17 protein-coding genes and 1 pseudogene are annotated in these 17,654 nt (G+C 62.1%); 9 read left to right on the forward strand and 9 right to left on the reverse strand.

The genetic code is table 11. The features are described 5' to 3' along the window. Positions 1-27 precede the first annotated feature (27 nt). The 5 genes from HJC04_RS08965 to HJC04_RS08985 form a co-directional block, all read right to left on the reverse strand. Positions 28-903 (reverse strand): GNAT family N-acetyltransferase, encoded by an 876-nt coding sequence (locus tag HJC04_RS08965; protein ID WP_210629436.1) that lies wholly within the window; start codon positions 901-903, stop codon positions 28-30. A gap of 110 nt (positions 904-1,013) precedes the next feature. Then, the gene (locus HJC04_RS08970) at positions 1,014-3,296 is read right to left on the reverse strand and encodes a hybrid sensor histidine kinase/response regulator (RefSeq protein ID WP_210629435.1); all 2,283 of its coding nucleotides are present in this window, start codon (positions 3,294-3,296) and stop codon (positions 1,014-1,016) included. Positions 3,297-3,351: 55 nt separating this feature from the next. After that, positions 3,352-3,855, reverse strand: a complete 504-nt coding sequence (lspA, locus tag HJC04_RS08975) for a signal peptidase II (protein ID WP_064800454.1) — start codon at positions 3,853-3,855, stop codon at positions 3,352-3,354. After that, entirely contained in the window at positions 3,852-4,712 is an 861-nt protein-coding gene (locus tag HJC04_RS08980) for an RNA methyltransferase (RefSeq protein WP_210629434.1), read from the reverse strand. Before HJC04_RS08980 ends, lspA begins: the two co-directional genes overlap by 4 nt. Further along, positions 4,709-5,803 (reverse strand): class I SAM-dependent methyltransferase, encoded by a 1,095-nt coding sequence (locus HJC04_RS08985; RefSeq protein ID WP_221145807.1) that lies wholly within the window; start codon positions 5,801-5,803, stop codon positions 4,709-4,711. The genes HJC04_RS08980 and HJC04_RS08985 overlap by 4 nt, the downstream gene beginning before the upstream one ends. A gap of 223 nt (positions 5,804-6,026) precedes the next feature. On the opposite strand from HJC04_RS08985, the gene HJC04_RS08990 reads away from it, so the two are divergent. Together HJC04_RS08990 and HJC04_RS08995 are read left to right on the forward strand one after the other, a co-directional pair. After that, positions 6,027-6,482 carry a carbon monoxide dehydrogenase subunit G gene (locus tag HJC04_RS08990; RefSeq protein ID WP_210629432.1) on the forward strand — a complete coding sequence of 152 codons (456 nt, stop codon included), beginning with the start codon at positions 6,027-6,029 and terminating at the stop codon, positions 6,480-6,482. A 58-nt stretch (positions 6,483-6,540) separates the two neighbouring features. Next, entirely contained in the window at positions 6,541-6,975 is a 435-nt protein-coding gene (locus HJC04_RS08995; protein WP_221102695.1) for a GNAT family N-acetyltransferase, read from the forward strand. Positions 6,976-6,995: 20 nt separating this feature from the next. On the opposite strand, the gene HJC04_RS09000 is transcribed toward HJC04_RS08995, so the two are convergent. The 3 genes from HJC04_RS09000 to sppA form a co-directional block, all read right to left on the reverse strand. Then, positions 6,996-7,328, reverse strand: coding sequence for a LapA family protein (locus HJC04_RS09000; RefSeq protein WP_210629430.1), 333 nt, complete (start codon positions 7,326-7,328; stop codon positions 6,996-6,998). Between the two features lie 129 nt (positions 7,329-7,457). Next, positions 7,458-7,757, reverse strand: coding sequence for an integration host factor subunit beta (locus tag HJC04_RS09005; protein WP_003544934.1), 300 nt, complete (start codon positions 7,755-7,757; stop codon positions 7,458-7,460). A gap of 29 nt (positions 7,758-7,786) precedes the next feature. Continuing rightward, on the reverse strand, positions 7,787-8,737 hold the full coding sequence (gene sppA / locus HJC04_RS09010) for a signal peptide peptidase SppA (protein ID WP_210629429.1): 951 nt from the start codon (positions 8,735-8,737) through the stop codon (positions 7,787-7,789). 224 nt (positions 8,738-8,961) lie between these two features. On the opposite strand from sppA, the gene lptC reads away from it, so the two are divergent. From lptC to ptsN, 7 genes and pseudogenes are all read left to right on the forward strand, one after another. Beyond that, on the forward strand, positions 8,962-9,627 hold the full coding sequence (lptC, locus tag HJC04_RS09015; protein WP_210629428.1) for an LPS export ABC transporter periplasmic protein LptC: 666 nt from the start codon (positions 8,962-8,964) through the stop codon (positions 9,625-9,627). Between the two features lie 15 nt (positions 9,628-9,642). Next, complete coding sequence (locus HJC04_RS09020) at positions 9,643-10,275, forward strand: LptA/OstA family protein (RefSeq protein WP_210629427.1); 633 nt, start codon at positions 9,643-9,645, stop codon at positions 10,273-10,275. Positions 10,276-10,312: 37 nt separating this feature from the next. Next, positions 10,313-11,089: an LPS export ABC transporter ATP-binding protein gene (gene lptB, locus HJC04_RS09025; protein ID WP_210629426.1), complete on the forward strand. Its 777-nt coding sequence runs from the start codon at positions 10,313-10,315 to the stop codon at positions 11,087-11,089. Positions 11,090-11,230: 141 nt separating this feature from the next. Continuing rightward, the gene (gene rpoN / locus HJC04_RS09030) at positions 11,231-12,790 is read left to right on the forward strand and encodes an RNA polymerase factor sigma-54 (protein ID WP_210629425.1); all 1,560 of its coding nucleotides are present in this window, start codon (positions 11,231-11,233) and stop codon (positions 12,788-12,790) included. 87 nt (positions 12,791-12,877) lie between these two features. Next, a pseudogene (locus HJC04_RS09035) lies at positions 12,878-13,784 on the forward strand (DMT family transporter). Positions 13,785-14,075: 291 nt separating this feature from the next. Next, positions 14,076-14,651, forward strand: a complete 576-nt coding sequence (gene hpf / locus HJC04_RS09040) for a ribosome hibernation-promoting factor, HPF/YfiA family (RefSeq protein WP_210631703.1) — start codon at positions 14,076-14,078, stop codon at positions 14,649-14,651. 73 nt (positions 14,652-14,724) lie between these two features. Continuing rightward, positions 14,725-15,189 (forward strand): PTS IIA-like nitrogen regulatory protein PtsN, encoded by a 465-nt coding sequence (ptsN, locus tag HJC04_RS09045; RefSeq protein WP_011423788.1) that lies wholly within the window; start codon positions 14,725-14,727, stop codon positions 15,187-15,189. Between the two features lie 72 nt (positions 15,190-15,261). Here the strand turns inward: ptsN and HJC04_RS09050 are convergent, their stop codons facing one another. Continuing rightward, on the reverse strand, positions 15,262-17,616 hold the full coding sequence (locus HJC04_RS09050; protein ID WP_221145809.1) for a methyl-accepting chemotaxis protein: 2,355 nt from the start codon (positions 17,614-17,616) through the stop codon (positions 15,262-15,264). Positions 17,617-17,654 lie beyond the last annotated feature (38 nt).

Genomic DNA, 17,654 nt, shown 5'->3' on the forward strand with positions numbered 1-17,654 from the left:
CTACCAGACGTCAGTGCGACGAAGCGATCAGCTTGCGAAGCGGCCGGCGTCGGCGCCGTAGTAGTTCAGGTAGCGGTCGGAAATGCTGGAGATCGGCAGCACGATCAGCACGTCGGTCGTGTTGAAGGCATGGTCGATGACCGCGCTGGAGCCGACCATCGCGCCGAGACGCAGATAGCCCTTGATCAGCGGCGGCAGGGCCATCAGCGCCCGTTTCGGGTTGACGGCCTCGGCCGGCATCAGGTCCATGGTGCGGGCGAGATGCGGCAGTGCGCCGATGGCCCACTCGTCCTTCGCCAGCACATTGTGGTAGAGGAAGGACAGCGCCAGCGCGTGGCTTTCGAGATAGACGCCGGGAAACGAGGCGCAGCCGAACATCGCGCTCATGCCGTGCTTCAGCGCATAAGCCCAGTTGCCCTGCCAGAGAAGCTCGACCGTGCGTTTGGTGCGGTATTCCGGCAGCACACAGGAGCGTCCGAGTTCCATGAAACGCTTGTCCGGATGCTTGACGAGGAGGCTCTCGATTTCGAATTCGGAAGCCGAATAGAAACCGCCATTGGCGATGGCGACGTCCTGGCGCAGCAGCCGATAGGTGCCGACGATCTGGTCTTCCGGATCACCCTCGAGCGAGCGGTCGAGAACGAGAAGATGGTCGCAGAAAGCGTCATAGGCATCGAAATCGCGTTCGCGACGCATGGCTTCCGGCGGCAGCTGCGCCTTCATCTCGTCGACGAAGACGCGGTAGCGCACGGCCTGGGCCGCATCGATCTCACGTGCCGTGCGGGCAAGGCGGGTTTCGAGATTGCCGATCCGGCCGAGGATGTCGCCGTCTTTCTGCGCAGCCGCCGACGGCCGTGCAGCCTCCGCGGTAACGTCGTGATTCAGGATGTCGATGGAGGACATGGCGATTCTCCCGTTGCCGGCTTATCGACGCCATAAAACACTTCTGTACGACAGGAAAGTGACATATTGAATTTCCCGGCGCAAGCAGCGCGCGCAGTCAATCCAGTGACCTATCGCGCCTCTGCCCGGCGGGCGGAAAGAGCGGCGACCGCCTGAACTTCCGTCAGCAGCCGCACCGGGTCGACCGGCTTTACCATGACGCGGTTGGCGCCATTGAGCAAGACCTGGCGGCGCGACTCGTCGCTCTTGTCGGCGGTGAGCACGATCACCGGCACCGGGTCGAGATCGAGTCGCCTTTCGTGGCCGCGCAGGCGTCCCAGCATGTCGATGCCGTTGCCGCCGGGCATCGATAGATCGCTGATGATGATGTCGGGCCGAGCGTTCGCCTCGCCGAGGGCGCAATCGAGAAGCGTCTCGAAATCCTCGACATGGTGCACCTTGTGTCCGCCCTTTTCGAGCATGACGCGCACCAGCATAGCATTGATCGGATCGTCCTCTCCGAGCAGGATGCGCAGCCCGTGTGCGGCAACCACGGTCTCGGCCATCGGCAGGCCGAAACCCGGCTGGTTGTCGTTCAGCGCGTCGCGCTTCTCCATGCCGCGCATGCGCCCGCGCAGCACATCGATCAGCGACTGTTCGCGCAGCGGCCGGATGAGCCAGGCGTCGAACAGGTCGAGCGGATGGGCGCTGCGCTCTTCCGGATTGACGAGCAGGACTTTGCGCAGGCCGAGGGCAGCGATCTCGGCGCGATCGGCGAGATGCGCTGAAAATTCCGCCGACATACGATGATCGACGATGATATCGGTCGGCCGGCGGCCGCCGCTCGCCATTCCGAGCAGCCTCGCGCGCGCAGCCTCGCCGGTGTCGACCAGATGGCAGATCCCGCCGAGCGCGGTGATCGTTTCGGCAATGGCGGAGCGGGCGGCCCCCGCCGGCGCCAGCAGCACGACGCTGTTGCCGGCAAGCAGCGTGTTTCGCCGCTCGGATCGCTCGCTGTCGAGTTCGATGGGGAAGCGGATGGTGAACGTGCTGCCTTTGCCCTTTTCGCTGGTGACCGTCAGGGCGCCGTCGAATTCGCGCATGATGCGGGCTGAGATGGCAAGGCCGAGCCCAGTGCCGCCGCTCTTGTCGGCAACGTTTCCACCCTGTTCGAACTCGCCGAAGACGCGCGCCTGCTCCTCCGCCGTCATGCCCGGACCGGTGTCGGTGACGGTGATCAGGAGGTTGCGGGCATCGAGCGATACGCGGATGAAAACGCCCCCAGCCTGGGTGAATTTGACGGCATTGCCGATGACGTTGAACAGAACCTGGCGCAGCCGCGCCGCATCGAAGTTCATTTTCTCCGGAACGTCTGATGACACGGTAGCGCCGATCTCGATCCCCTTTTCATGCGCCCGGTGAGCGAGCATTTCGACGACGCTTTCCAGAAGCTTCCGCAGCGATTCCGAGCGCGGGTGAAGCTCGAATCGGCCGACCTCGATGGTGGAAAAATCGAGCAGATCCTCGACGAGCTGCGTCAAGGCGTGGCCTGACTGGCGGATGTTGGCCAGATAATTCTGCTGTTCCTGCGTCAGCCGCGTTTCCGCGAGCAGATGCGTCATGCCGAGAATGCCGGAAAGCGGCGTGCGCACTTCGTGGCTGACGGTTGCAAGCAGCCGCGATTTCGCGGCGCTGTTATACTCGGCTTTCTGGCGGGCCGACTCGCGGCTCTGCGCGATGAGCCGCTCCTCCGTGACATCACGGGCGACGCTCTGCAGCAGTAGGCGCCCGCTGCCCGGATCGCGGGTGACAACGTCGCGCCAGAGGAAAATGCGCTGGCCTTCCGGCGTCGATATCTCGACGTCGTAGCAGTGCGGGATCGGGCCGGGGCGGAAGGCAAGCCCGATCTCTTCGCAGGTCCGCCCTTCCGGACGCAGCCGGCCGGTCAGACGGCGAAACGTGTCGTTGGCCGAGATGATGCGCCGGTCCATGGCGCGGGTGAGGGTGATGTCGCCGAGCACGTCATGCACCTCGGCGAAGAGCTTCGCGCCATCATCGCCGTTCGGAGTGGATCGACCGGCCGGCTGCCGGCTTCTCTGCCGGCGAACCATCAGCACGGCATAACAGGCGATGACGGCAAGGCCGAGAGCAACAAGACCGCCCGAAAGGAGCAGCGGCTCGCCGGCATGAGCAAGCAGCGTCAGGATCATGGCGGCCAGAAAGCCGACGCCGCTCAGCCAGTAGAACAGCATGCGCCGCGTCGCTGCAGGCCCTGATAGGGAAGCGGCACCCGGGTGCGCTGTCGATACGCCGGGACGCGGAGAGGGTTCCTCCGTCCGCTCCTGAGGCGGCTTGACGGCGGTTCCGCCGAAGGCGGCGGACAATCTTTCCTGCAACTGTCCCAAACTCTGCATGGTATCTGGATAACATGAGGCTTGTTCCGAATGCCTTCAGGAATTCGATACAATTTTAGCGGCCGGCCTTTTTCGGCAGCAGCAGTTCCTCGAGAATGACGCAGCCGGCGCCGATGGTGATGAAACTGTCGGCGAGATTGAACACCGCAAACGACCAGCTTTCGGTGTAAAAGAGGATATAGTCGATCACATGCCCGTAGGCGAAACGGTCGACAAGGTTGCCGATCGCCCCGGCAATGATCAGCGCATAGCCGAGATGGGCGAGCCAGCGGTCTTTTGCCGTGCGGTACCACAGCCAGATGACGAAGGCGACGATGACGAGCCGCATGCCGACGATGAACCAGCCGTCCATGCCCTCCAGCATCGAAAAGGCGACGCCGAGATTATAGGTGCGATAGAGCGCCAGCATCGGAATGACGGGCACGGCTTCCTGCAGCGGCAGGTAATGATCGACGGCGACCTTCACGACCTGGTCGATCAAAACGGCGAAGAGGATGAAGAAGAGGATCGGCGCCGGGCGCGAAAACAGGGCGGGGCGTGCATGCGTCGGTTCGGTCATTTGCCCTCGGCAAGTGAGAGGAGATGGCGGCGCGCCTCGAAAAGCATGATGGCGGTGGCGACGGCGAGGTTGAGGGAGTCGGCGCGGCCCTGCTGCGGGATGCGGGCGAGCGCATCGGCTTCCCCAGCGAGCTGGTCTGGCAGCCCGGATTGTTCGTTGCCCATCAACAGCACGACGGGCTTCTTCCGATAGTCGATCGTGCGATAGTCGACGGCGCCGGCCAGATGGGTGGCGATGATGGAAACGCCGGCCGACTTCCGCCAGGTGAGAAATTCTTCCGGCGTCGCCCGTGCGACCGGAACGGCGAAGACCGAGCCCATGGTTGCCCGCACGGTCTCCAGCGAGAAGGGATCGGTGGTCTCGCCGATCAGAATGATGCCGGACGCACCGGCCGCATCGGCCGTCCGGATGATGGTGCCGAGGTTGCCCGGATCGCGCACCCGGTCGAGCGCCACCCACGTCTCACCCTCCTGCGGCCGGATGCCCTTGAGCGGCGCCCAGCGCTGCTCGAAGATGCCGACGACCATTTGCGGGTTGTCGCGCCGGGTGATCGCGGCAATGACTTTTTCGCTGACTTCGAGCACCAGCCCGCCGGAGGCGACGGTCCTTGCCGCCATCTGCTCGACCAGCGGCTTGCCTTTGGCCGCCTTGGCATAGACCAGCGTGCGGATCGTCCAGCCGAGCTCTATCGCATCGATGACGAGCTTCAGCCCTTCGGCGAGGAAAGTCCCGCTTTCCTCCCGCGACTTCTTGTTGGTCAGCGCCTTGATGTCCTTGATGATCGGATTGGCGAGCGAGGTGACTTCCTTCACCTGCCCGACCCTGCGCGGCCCCTGATCGTGGAAGTCCTTGCTCATTGCGGCACCCAGCGGGAAAAGAGGGAGGTGGAAAGCGCGCGGCCCGGCGTTTTGCCGTCGAGGCCTGCCTCGCGAATCACCAGCTCGCCGGATTCGACCGCGCCGCCGGCGCCGCGCATCGTTTCACGCATCAGCTCGTGGATCGAATAGAAGCTGGCGCGGATCGAATAAGCCGTCAGCACCAGGCCGACCGCCTTCGGCGACAGGATCTCGCGGCAGATATCGAGCATCAGGGGCAGATGCTCGAAGAGATGCCAGACTTCGCCATTGGGGCCGCGGCCGAATTTCGGCGGATCGGTGAGGATGATGTCGTACTGGCTGCCGCGGCGTTCCTCGCGCAGGATGAATTTCATCGCATCCTCGCAGATCCAGCGGATCGGCAGCTTCTCCATGCGGCCGAGCGCCTGGTTCTCGCGCGCCCAGCCGATCGCCTTCTTCGACGCGTCGACATGGGTGACCTCGGCGCCGGCGGCGGCGGCGACCAGCGAGGCGACGCCGGTATAACCGAAGAGGTTCAGCACCTTCAGCGGCCGGCCGGCCTTTTCGACCGCCTCCCTCATCCAGCTCCAGTGGACGATCTGCTCGGGAAAGACGCCGACGTGACGGAAGGAGGTGAAGCGGCCGAGGAAATCGACGCCGAGCAGGTTGAGCGGCCAGGCCTCGCCGAGCGCCTCCTCGGGGAAACGCCAGCGGCCGGTGCCTTCCTCGTCAGTGTCGCCGGTGAACACGGCATCGACCTTCTCCCAGATCTGCGGTGCTAGCGAAGGCCGCCACAGCGCCTGGGCTTCCGGGCGGATGATGCGGTAGGGGCCATATTGCTCCAGCTTTTGGCCGTCGCCGCTGTCGATCAGGTGGAAATCGCCGGCGCCGAGCGATTCGAGAATGACAGGCACGCGCTCCGCCGGCCGATCGCCGCTGCGCGCCATGAGCGGGCGCGAAACCGCGGCCGGCGCAGTCTCGCGAACCGTGTCGCGTGTGGCCGCAGGCCGTGCCGCGGACTTCGGTGCTCGGCCGGCCCGATCGTCTCTGCGGCTTTCACCGGCGGGACCCGATGTCTTCTTCTGGCCCGGCCGGCGTTCTCTTTGTTTCAACGTGCTCTTCCGCGTCTCTGTCGGGGTGGCGTGATAGCGCTGCGTCCTCGGCAGCACCTTGTATTATGCAGTAGCCCAGAAAACCGTACCGGATCAACTGCGCATGGGTGCGGGCGTCATTCCACGCGCGGGATCGCAAGCCAGCCAGATAACATTCCCCTCCGCCGTAGCAAAGCGCTTTACCGCTGGGATAAGATGGGCGAATCGCAGATGGGGCTATCGAATGGATTTCACCGGCGAAGAACGCATCGCCGCGCCGCGGGACATGGTCTGGGAAGCGCTCAACGATCCGGAGATCATGCGTGGCTGCATTCCCGGCTGCCAGGGCATTGAGCGACTGTCGCCAAGCGCTTTCGAGGCGACGATCAAGGTCAAGTTCAGCCTGTTCTCCGCCAGCTTCCATGGGGTGCTGACGCTTTCCAATATCGATGCGCCGGAAAGCTATACGCTATCGGCCGAAGGCAAGGGCGGCCTTGCCGGCTTCGCCAGGGGCAGCGCCGATGTCGTACTCAAGGCGAGGGGCGAGGAGACGATCCTGCACTACCGGGCCAAGGCCGAGCTCGGCGGCAAGCTTGCCCAGCTCGGCGCCCGTCTGCTCGACTCGACTTCGCAGAAGCTCGCTGAAGGCTTCTTCTCGGATTTCAATGCTGCGGTCGTTGCAAAAATGGCTGCGGATTGAGCGCCAAAGGCTTTCGCTGCGGCTTGGCGCGGACCTGCGCCTGAGCTATTCCGGCAGGATGACATGGACCATCAGGCCGCCGCGGGCGGAAGACCAGGAAATGCTCGCGGACATCTATCTTGCCGTGCGTCGCCAGACATTCGTCTGGGTCGATCCCGGCAAGTTTCACCGCGAGGATTTTTCGGCTCATACCAACGGTGAAACCATCCTCGTCTGCGAACATACCGATGGTAGCCTTGCCGGTTTCCTGTCGCTCTGGCCGGAGGATGATTTCATTCATATGCTTTATGTAAGGCCGGAATTCCAGGGGCTCGGCGCCGGCACGGCGCTGCTCAGGGCGCTGCCGGAATGGCCGCGACATAAGTACCGGCTGAAATGCCTGGTGAACAACCGGCGGGCGAAGGCCTTCTATCTTTCCCACGGTTTTGCCGTGACCGGCAATGGCGCGTCGCCGGAAGGCGATTATGAGGAGCTGAGTTTTTCTCCGATTTGACGCGGGCGGTAAAGCCGATCTTACCGCGACGGCAGCTGGCCGGCGATATCTTCTGCGCGGCTCCTGTGACGATCGGCCTCGCCCTGCCAGCGAATGGCTTCCTTGGCCTCGGTGCGGGCACGCTTGCGGTGTTTGCCCTGGCTGAACCAGGTAGCGGCCGAACCGATCAGCATGCCTGCTATCAGCGCGATGAACAGGAAGACGAAGAAGGGCGCGGAAACTGCAAGCACCTGGTCTTCGGGCCTGAAGGGATTGAAGGCGAGCGTGACGCTCTGCCGGTTGGCGACGCAGAAGACGATGAGGATGACGCCGAGCGGCAGCAAAATCAACAGGTTGACGATCTTCTTGGCCATTTGAGCTCTCCATGCGCCTGATATGCACCGGCCCGAAAATCGATTCCGACTTTCAGGCCGATGCGCTAGCAGAATAGGAAAACGGTGTTCAAGTTCAAGTGCGGTTTCGCCGCAGGCGGCTCGCGCCGCTCAATCCTCTTCGTCGGCCTGGCCGGGATTGAGCCGCTCGCGCAGTTCCTTGCCTGTTTTGAAGAAGGGAACCCACTTCTCTTCGACGAAGACGGTATCGCCGGTGCGCGGGTTGCGGCCGGATCGGGACGGGCGGTTCTTGACCGAAAACGCGCCGAAGCCGCGCAATTCGACGCGGTTGCCCGCAGCCAGTGCATCGGTGATCTCGTCGAGAACCGCGTTGACGATATTTTCGACGTCGCGATGATAGAGATGTGGGTTGCGTGCCGCAACAATCTGCACCAATTCGGACTTGATCACAGTCGCCCCCTTAAATTATTGATTTCTTATCAATCGCGGCCAACCTGCCAAACTGAAAGCAGCCCGTCAAGAAGCAACTTTGGGGGCAGGATTCCGTTGATATCCTGGCCTTTGACCAGATCATCATAACCCAGGATAGTAATGAGCCGCGAAACAGCTCCAGCGAGCAGAAAAGGCGTGTTGCTCTTCTTGTCCCAATCGACCATCGGCAGATCGGTGTCGATGCCGCGCGACTTGAGATAGGCGCGGATTTCCGCCTCGCCGCCGATCGTATCGACGAGCTTTGCCTTCAGCGCCTGCCGGCCGGTATAGATTGTGCCGTCGGCGAGTTTCAGCACCTCCTCGCGCGGCAGCTTGCGCCGGTCGGCGACCAGGTCGACGAACCAGTTGTAGCTGTCGACCACCATGTTGCGGATCATTGCCTTGGCCTCCTCGCTCGCCTCGTGGAAGGGCGAGGGCTCGGCCTTCAGCGGCGAGGACTTGATCTCCTGCAGCGATACGCCGATCTTGTCGAGTAGCGGCTGGATCTGCGGGTACTGGAAGATAACGCCGATCGAGCCGGTGATCGAGCTGTCGCCGGCAATGATCGTGTCGCCGGCGGTGGCGACCATATAGCCGGCGGAGGCGGCCAGCGTGCGCACGTCGGAGACGACGGGCTTCTTGGCTGATATGGCCCGGATCGCCTTGAAGATTTTTTCCCCGCCATAGGTCGTGCCGCCGGGCGAGGAGATCGAAATCACCGCGGCCTTCACCTGATCGCTGGTCTCGACCTTCTTTAGCCGCTCCAGCAGCTCGTCGTCATCGACGATCAGCCCCGATATCGTCACATGGGCGATATGCGGACTTGCCGTGCCGGCCTCGCCGACGGCGAAACGGTAGAAAGCGAAACCGAGCGCCACGACGAGGGCGACCGCGACGATGCGCCAGAAGCCGAGCTTGCGGCGCAGCCGCCGGCGATCCGCGATGATCGAACTGTCCATAGAAACCTCCAGCGCTGGCCCAGGGTCGGCATGGCGCCGATAGGCCCGGTGAAATTGGTGGAAGCGGCGCGTATGAATGCCACTTTTGTATGTTTTTCCGTTTTGTTGCTTGTTGCAGAAAAAATTCCGTATTGGCAAGCCAATGTAATAATGCGAAACGAACTGTGATTGCCGGCCGGCTTTGTTACGCAGGCGAGGCAATCACCGCACATGGAACGAGACCTATGCTCGATACCCTGAAGAACAACGGACATGCCGCTTATGCGGGCTCCGGCAGGAGCCCCTATGGCGATGCGTTGTTCCATTCCGCCCGCGTGCGGCGGCTGAAGATTTTGCTGCCGTTGGCTGCCCTTGTCGTCGCCGGCGCCCTCACGACGGTGGCCTTGGTGAGCCTGTACCTGCCTGAAAACGTCAAGTTTGAAGGCGCCAAGATCGAGAACGGCAAGGTCGTGATGGAAAAGCCGGCAATTGCCGGACGCAACTCCGACGGCGTCAATTATTCCATGCTTGCCGAAAGGGCGCTGCAGGATATCCGCAATCCCGATCTCATCACCCTCGAGACCATCAAGGCCGCTGTTCCGATGAATGACGGGCTGGTTGCCCGCGTCATCGCTTCGACTGCCGATTATAACCGCGCCACCGACAATCTGCATATGACGGCTCCCTTCACCCTGGTGCTGAGCAGCGGCCTCAACGCACAATTCCAGTCCGCCCGGCTCGACATCAAGGGCGGCAACATGCGCAGCGACGATCCCGTCACCATCACCAAGGACAATGCTTCCATTGTTGCGAAGACGCTGGAGATAACCGATAAGGGGCGCGTGATCACATTCGAGGGGAATGTTCGCATGAATGTCGATCCATCCACCATTCATAAACAGGGCACTTAACCAGCCGGGTCACCCATGACAAAAGATTGTCGCATTTCAGCTTGCAAGACGGGCATCGCATTCGTTGCCGGCGCATTTGCCCTTATTCTGACGGTCTCGGGCGCGGGGGCGCAGTCGACGACCATGTCGGGCATGAAGCTTTCCAACGACCAGCCGATCCAGATCGAAAGCGACAAGCTGGAGATTCGCGACCAGGAGCACACGGCGCTCTTCACCGGCAACGTCAAGGTCGTCCAGGGCACGACGACGATGCAATCCGGCAAGATGACTGTCTATTACAAGGACAAGGCGGCAAAGTCGGGCGCCGGCGCGCCGGCCCAGCCCGAGGCGAAACCCGAGCAGTCGGCCTCCCTGGCGTCGGGAAGTGCGGATATCGACAAAATCTTGGTGACGGACAAGGTCTACCTGGTCTCGGGCACGCAGACGGCGACTGCCGACGATGGCAATTTCGACATGGCCTCGCAGACATTCATCCTGACCGCGGATCAGGGAAACAAGGTCATCCTGTCGGACGGTCCGAACGTCTTCACCGGTTGCAAGCTGACCGTTCACATGCAAACCGGCCAGGCGGAGCTTGAAAGCTGCGGCGGTCGTGTCCAGATTCAGCTCGATCCGAAATCGCAGCCGAACGCGCAGAAGCAGAACTGAACCGGCCTCCCACGTGAAATTATCATCGCTATCCACCATGTTCGGCAGGCCTGAGCCGCAAGCTGCGGGTGCCGCCGACAAGAGCCGCTATCAGGGGACGCTGATCGCCCGTGGTCTGACCAAGACCTATGCGACGCGCCGTGTCGTCAACGGCGTCTCCCTGGTCGTGCGTCGCGGCGAAGCCGTCGGCCTGCTCGGCCCGAACGGCGCCGGCAAGACGACCTGCTTCTACATGATCACCGGCCTGGTACCGGTGGATGAAGGCACGATCGAGATCGATGGAAACGATGTCACGACCATGCCGATGTACCGCCGCTCGCGGCTCGGCGTCGGTTACCTGCCGCAGGAAGCCTCGATCTTTCGCGGACTGACGGTTGAAGAAAATATCCGCGCCGTCCTCGAAGTGCATGTGAAGGACAAGGCCGAGCGCGAGCAGAAGCTGAACGAGCTGCTGGAGGAATTTCATATCCAGAAGCTGCGCAAGAGTGCCGCCGTCGCCCTTTCCGGCGGCGAACGCCGCCGTCTCGAAATCGCGCGAGCGCTTGCAACCGACCCGACCTTCATGCTGCTCGACGAGCCCTTCGCCGGTGTCGACCCGATTTCGGTCGCCGATATCCAGAACCTCGTCCACCACCTGACGGCGCGCGGCATCGGCGTTCTCATTACCGACCACAATGTGCGTGAGACGCTTGGCCTCATCGACCGCGCCTATATCATCCATGCCGGCGAGGTGCTGACCCACGGCCGGGCGAACGACATCGTCAACAATCCGGAAGTGCGCCGACTCTATCTCGGCGACAAGTTCAGCCTCTGACCCCGCGCTGATTCACCTTCCCGCGTAGTTCCGCTTGACCAAATGAGATAAAAAAGCAATTTTTGGGCCAACTCGGATTTCCGTGGCCTGAAGCGTGGATCGGGCGCGGTTTCCTGGAGTCGAGGGAGTTTCGCGTCCGTCATGGCACTGTCCGCCAATCTATTTCTGCGCCAGAGCCAGTCCCTGGTCATGACGCCGCAACTGATGCAATCCATCCAGTTGCTGCAGATGACCCATTTTGAGCTCAACCAGTTCATCGCTCAGGAAGTGGAGAAGAACCCGCTGCTCGAATTTCCGTCGAATGACGGCGAGGCGGGCGACGAACGGGCGGCAGGCGAGGACGAGCAATTCGGTCACACGCCGGAGGATGCCGGCTCGGACGACAGCGCCGACAATCGCGCCGAGGCGCTGTCGAGCGACTGGTACGATAATGGCGGCAGCGAAAGCAGCAGCCGGCTGAACGACGAGCTCGACGCCAATTACACCAATGTTTTTCCCGATGACGGTGGTCCGCAGCGCCTCGATGCACCGGAACTCGTCGGTCAGTGGAAGTCCATGCCGGGCAGCGCCGACGGCGCCGATTACGATCTCGATGATTTTGTCGCCGGTCAGGTGTCGCTGCGCGATCATCTCGCCCAGCAGATCCCCTTCGTCCTGCCCGATATGAGCGATCGGCTGATCGCCCAGAATTTTATCGATCAGCTTGACGATGCCGGTTACATCCAGCTCGATCTCGTCGAGACCGGCGAGCGGCTCGGCACGGGTCTCACGCAGGTCGAACACGTGCTCGCCGCACTCCAGACACTCGATCCGCCGGGTGTTTTCGCCCGCAGCCTCGCCGAATGCCTGGCGATCCAGCTCCGGCAGAAGGACCGTTACGACCCTGCCATGCAGGCGCTGGTCGAAAACCTCGAACTCCTGGCGCGGCGTGACTTCGTCACGCTGAAGCGGCTCTGTGGCGTTGACGAGGAAGATCTTCTCGACATGCTCGGCGAGATCCGCCAGCTCAATCCGAAGCCCGGCAGCGGATTCGAGACGGGTGTTTCCGAAGCGATCATGCCGGATGTCGTTGTCAGGCCCTCCGCGGAGGGTGGCTGGCTGGTCGAGCTCAATCCGGATACGCTGCCGCGCGTGCTTGTTAATCAGTCCTATTTTTCCCGCGTGACCCGGAACGGTGAGGATCATGCCTTCCTTTCCGAGTGCCTGCAGAGCGCCAACTGGCTGACCCGCAGCCTCGACCAGCGGGCAAAGACCATCATGAAGGTGGCAAGCGAGATCGTCCGCCAGCAGGACGCCTTCCTGCTGCACGGTGTCGACCACCTGCGGCCGCTGAACCTGAAGACGGTGGCCGAGGCGATCAAGATGCATGAATCCACCGTCAGCCGCGTCACCTCGAACAAATATATGCTGACGCCGCGCGGCCTCTTCGAGCTCAAATATTTCTTCACCGTGTCGATCGGCGCCGTCGAGGGCGGCGACAGCCATTCGGCCGAGGCAGTGCGTCACAAGATCCGCGCGCTGATCATGCAGGAGAGCCCGGACGCGGTGCTCTCCGATGATGACATCGTCGACATGCTGAAGAAGGGGGGCGTCGATCTCGCCCGCCGCACGGTCGCGAAATACCGGGAAGCGATGAACATCGCTTCCTCGGTCCAGCGCCGCCGCGAGAAACGGGCGCTCGCCAAGGTCGCGGGCTTCTGACGCAGCAGGACGCTTCGATCTTGATCGAAGCATCCACTTCGCAATTGGCCTATTTCTCCCGTGTCTTGAACGAATATCGACGTGTCTATGACGCCGCAAAAGCCGAAGCTTGCCAGAGAACTTGTCCTGCTTTTGGTGCTGGCGACCCTCTGGGGTTCTTCCTACACCTTCATCAAGATCGGGGTCGAAACGATCCCGCCGGTGACCTTGATCGCCGTGCGCACACTGATTGCCGGCGCCATTCTGCTGGCCGTGCTTTGCCATCGGCATGTCCGCCTGCCGCGCGATGGCGCGACATGGCGCCTGTTCGTCGTCCAGGCCTGCCTGAACAGCGTCATTCCTTTCACGCTGATCGCCTGGGCGGAGCAGTCCGTCGATGCCGGACTGGCGGTGATCTTGAATTCGGCGACGCCGATCTTCACCTTCCTGCTGACCGTGTCGATAACCCGCCATGAGCAGGCGACGGCGCGAAAGCTCTTCGGCGTCGTCTCCGGGCTTGCCGGCATCTGCCTTGTCATCGGCGTCGAAGCGCTCGGCGGTCTTGGCGAAAGCCTGATGGCGCAAATCGCGATCATCCTGGCGACCATCTGTTATGCCGGGGCCGCGATTTTCAGCAAGAACTTCAGAGGCCTTGATCCTGCCGTGCCGGCGGCCGGCTCGCTGATCTCGGGCGCGGTCATTCTGATGCCTGTGAGCCTGCTCGTCGACCGGCCGTGGGGGCTCGATCCCTCGGCCGCAATCGGTGCTGGCGCTGCTTGCCCTTTCCGCCTTCTCGACGGCGCTTGCCTTTACGATCTATTTCCGTCTCGTTCAGACGCTGGGTTCGGTCGGAACCACATCGCAAGCCTATCTCCGCGTGCCGATCGGTGTCGCGATCGGCACCATCTTCCTCGGCGAAAGTCTAAGCCCGACGGCCTTGATCGGGCTCACCTGCGTCATTCTCGGTGTCATCGCCATGACGATGCCGCGCACAACGCAGGCGCGAAGCGCGTGAGATCATGAAAGGAAAGTCGCTGGAAGGCTCCTTCCGCAAGAGATTTGCCACACCTTCTGCGAGCGCGCCCGGGCCTGATTCGACGTCCTATTGACTTTCCGGTAACCTGTGGCTAGAAGCCCGCCGCAATCGGCGCCGTGAACGGCGTTTTGAAGTTATCCCCATCATCCCAAGGGAACCGAGGGCCCACAGGCCTACGCCGATCTTGCTTGAGATTGCGCGAAGTGCTTGGATGAACCCGAGGCTTGGCGTAAACTGATACCCGCAAACGACCATAAGAAGGGAAACTCCATGAGTGTGCGTGTATCCGGGAAACATATGGAAATTGGTGAATCCTTCCGTCAAAAGATCGAGGACCAAATTGCTACGGCCATCACGAAATACTTCGATGGGGGGTATTCCGGTCAGGTGACCGTCGAAAAGGCGAGTTCTCGTTTCTCGGCAGACTGCAAGCTTCATCTCGACAGCGGGGTGGTGCTTCATGCCGCCGGCGAAGCCACGGATCCGCAGCTTGCTTTCGACGCCGCTTCCGAGCGCATCGAGAAACGCCTGCGTCGCTACAAGCGCAAGCTGAAGGACCACCATGCCGGAAACCACCTGAATGGCTTTGCAGAAGTCTCCTACACGGTCATGGACTCCGTTCCTGATCACGAGGATGAAATCCCCGACGATTTCGCCCCGGCGATCGTCGCTGAAAGCACGAAGCAGTTGAAGACCATGTCCGTCGCCACCGCCGTGATGGCGCTCGACATGACCGATGAGCCGCTTCTCCTGTTCCGCAGTCCCGGCAAGGAACATCTGAACATCGTTTATCGTCGGCACGACGGAAATATTGGCTGGATCGATTCGGCCAATATCAAAGCCTGAGATCAGGGCGGTGAGCGGCGGTATCGCCGCCGCTCCTCGCATCAACTGATCCCGGCGACAGAAGGAAAAAGAAATGGCATTGGCAGATTTGCTCCATCAGGATGCGATCATTCCCGCCCTCAGAGTAAATTCCAAGAAACAGTTGCTTCAGGAATTGGCGGCAAGAGCCGCGAGGATCACCGGGCTCTCCGAACGGGAGATCTTCGACGTCATCCTGCAGCGCGAACGCCTGGGTTCGACCGGCGTCGGCAACGGTATCGCCATTCCCCACGGCAAGCTGGTGAACATTCATTCCATCGTTGGCATCTTCGCCCGGCTGGAGCAGCCTGTTGATTTCGAAGCGCTGGACGACCAGCCCGTCGACCTCGTCTTCCTGCTGCTTGCGCCGGAGGGCGCCGGCGCCGATCATCTCAAAGCCCTGTCGCGCATCGCCCGCGTCCTGCGCGATCAAGACCTGGTTGCAAAGCTGCGCGCCACCGATTCCGCCTCGGCGATCTATGCCTTCCTCAACGAGGAGCAGACGTCGAACGCTGCCTGAGCTGCATAGATACCCAAACGAAAAAGGCGCCTGATTTCGCAGGCGCCTTTTTGTTTATGGAGGGCTGAACGGTCAGAACTCTTCCCAGTTATCCCCAGCCAGGGCAGCCGAGCCATGCGATTGAGGTGTGGTGCGGCGGGTCGCCGGGGCGTGGCGAACGGCGGGAGCGGCCGCGAAATGCGAGGGGGCTGCAGCCGGCGCACGCATCTGCCTTGCCACGGAGGCGAGTGCAGTCGCATTGGCGGAGCCGGAGACGCTGAAGCGCGTAGCGAGCGCCTTCAGTGTCTGCGCTTCGTCGTTGAGCGCCACGCTGGCGGCAGTCGCTTCCTCCACCATCGCCGCATTCTGCTGCGTTACCTGATCCATCTGGTTCATGGCCTGGTTGATTTCCTTCAGCCCGACCGCCTGTTCGCTGGCCGACGCCGAAATCTCCCGGATCAGGCTGTTGATCCCCATCACTTGCTCGGCGATTTTGTGCAGCGCACCGCCGGCGCGCCCGACGAGATCGACGCCTTCCTTGACCTGGACGGCCGAGGTGTTGATCAGCGTCTTGATCTCCTTGGCGGCATTGGCCGAACGCTGCGCGAGTTCACGCACTTCCTGGGCGACGACAGCAAAACCCTTGCCGGCTTCGCCGGCGCGCGCCGCTTCGACGCCGGCGTTCAGTGCCAGCAGGTTGGTCTGGAAGGCGATTTCGTCGATGACGCCGATGATCCGCGAAACCTCCGTCGAAGACTGCTCGATCCCTTGCATGGAGGCGATGGCTTTCTGCACCACTTCGCCGGATTTTTCGGCATCCTGGCAGGCGAGGTTGACGTTGTCGGCAGCCGTGCGTGCATTCTCGGCACTCGAATCGACCTGGGCGGTGAGCTCATTCAGCGCTGCCGCCGTCTCTTCCAGGCTTGCCGCCTGTTGCTCGGTGCGTTTGGCGAGGTCGGAAGCGCTGTTGCTGATCTCCCCGGTGCCGGCGCCGATATTGACGACACTGAGGTTCATTGTAACGATGGTCTCTTCGAGGCTTGCTAGCGCGGCATTGAAATCCTGTTTCAGCTTGCCGTATTCGCCGGGAAATTCGTCGGTGATGCGGTGACCGAGATTGCCCCGCGACAGCTCCGAAAGACCGGCGCCGACGATCGAGACGATCTGGCGCTGCAGCGATAGCGATTCCTGGCGTTCCGATTCAGAACGGCCGCGCTCGGCCTCCGCGGCCCCCCGCTCTCTGGCGGCTTCGTCTTCGAGTCGCCTGGAGTCGGCGAGCTTGAAGCGGAAGCCTTCGAGCGCCTTGGCGACCGAACCGACTTCGTCGGTACGATCCTGCCCCGTGACCGGCACGGCATATTCGCCGTCGCTGAGGGTTTTGACGCTGGCGACAAGGCTGCCGAGCGGCCGCTGCACGAGTGAGCGGACGGCGAAATAGAGCGCGAGCATCACCGCGCCGAGCACGATCAGGCCGGTGGCGATCATCATGTAAGTCTGGTCTTGTACCGGCGCGTTGATCGCGGCGTGCGGGACGTCGACAAGCACGAGCCAGGTGGCATTGACGCCGGGGACCTCGAACGGATAGACGACGCGGTCGAAGGGATCGAAGCCGTCATAGGTGAGGTTGCGGACGAGGCCGGGCTGCTTGTTCGACAGCGCCGCCTTGACGACGTCGGCGCCTTCGCCGTCATATTGCTTCGTCATCAGGTCGGGGATCGGTGCGACGATCCAGTTGCCGGCCTGGGACAGCAGCGTCACCCGGCCCGAGCCGAAGGGATGCAGCGCCTGCAGCTTGTCGGTCAGCGACTTCAGCGAGATGTCGACACCGCCGACACCGATCATCTTGCCGCCCGATATGACGGGATAGGCAATGGACGTCAGCAGCGTCGGCACATCTGTTCCCTGGGCGAGGTAGGGGGTCGTGATCGCGCCCTTGCCACTGTCGGCAGCAAGCTTCCACCATTCGGCGGTATAATCATTGTCGAAGGTGGAGTACTGGATTCCACCGTCCTTGGTCTTCGACCAATAGGGCGTGAAGGCGCCGTTCTTGTTCGTGCCTTCGTCATTATTGTTGGCGATCTCGGTGGTCTTGCCGTCGAGCGCGCCGAGCTGCTCGCAGAACCAGCTGCCGAAGGCAAAGGCGTTCTGTTCGAGATTAGCTTTCAGCACGTTGATCATGCCCCTGCGGTCGAGCGACTTGCCTTCGTGGGCTCGACCGATCACGCCTGTCATGCTGCGTGCGGCACTGGCGAGTTCGCCGACATTGGCGGCGATTTCGTTGGCGATCGCTTTCGCCTCGAGATTGGCTTGGTCCATCGTCAGCGTCTGGACGCGGTCCCGGGTCTGGCCGATGAGGAAGAGATTCGAAACGATGAGAACAAGCGCGATAGCGACGCCGGTGATGACGATGAGCTTCGCCGCAAGCGATTTCATGCGAAAAATGAACATGGGGTCCTCGGGCAAGGATACGCCGAACGTGCATTCTC

Origin of the sequence: Rhizobium sp. NLR8a (assembly GCF_019685235.1) — a bacterium.
Taxonomy (GTDB): domain Bacteria; phylum Pseudomonadota; class Alphaproteobacteria; order Rhizobiales; family Rhizobiaceae; genus Rhizobium.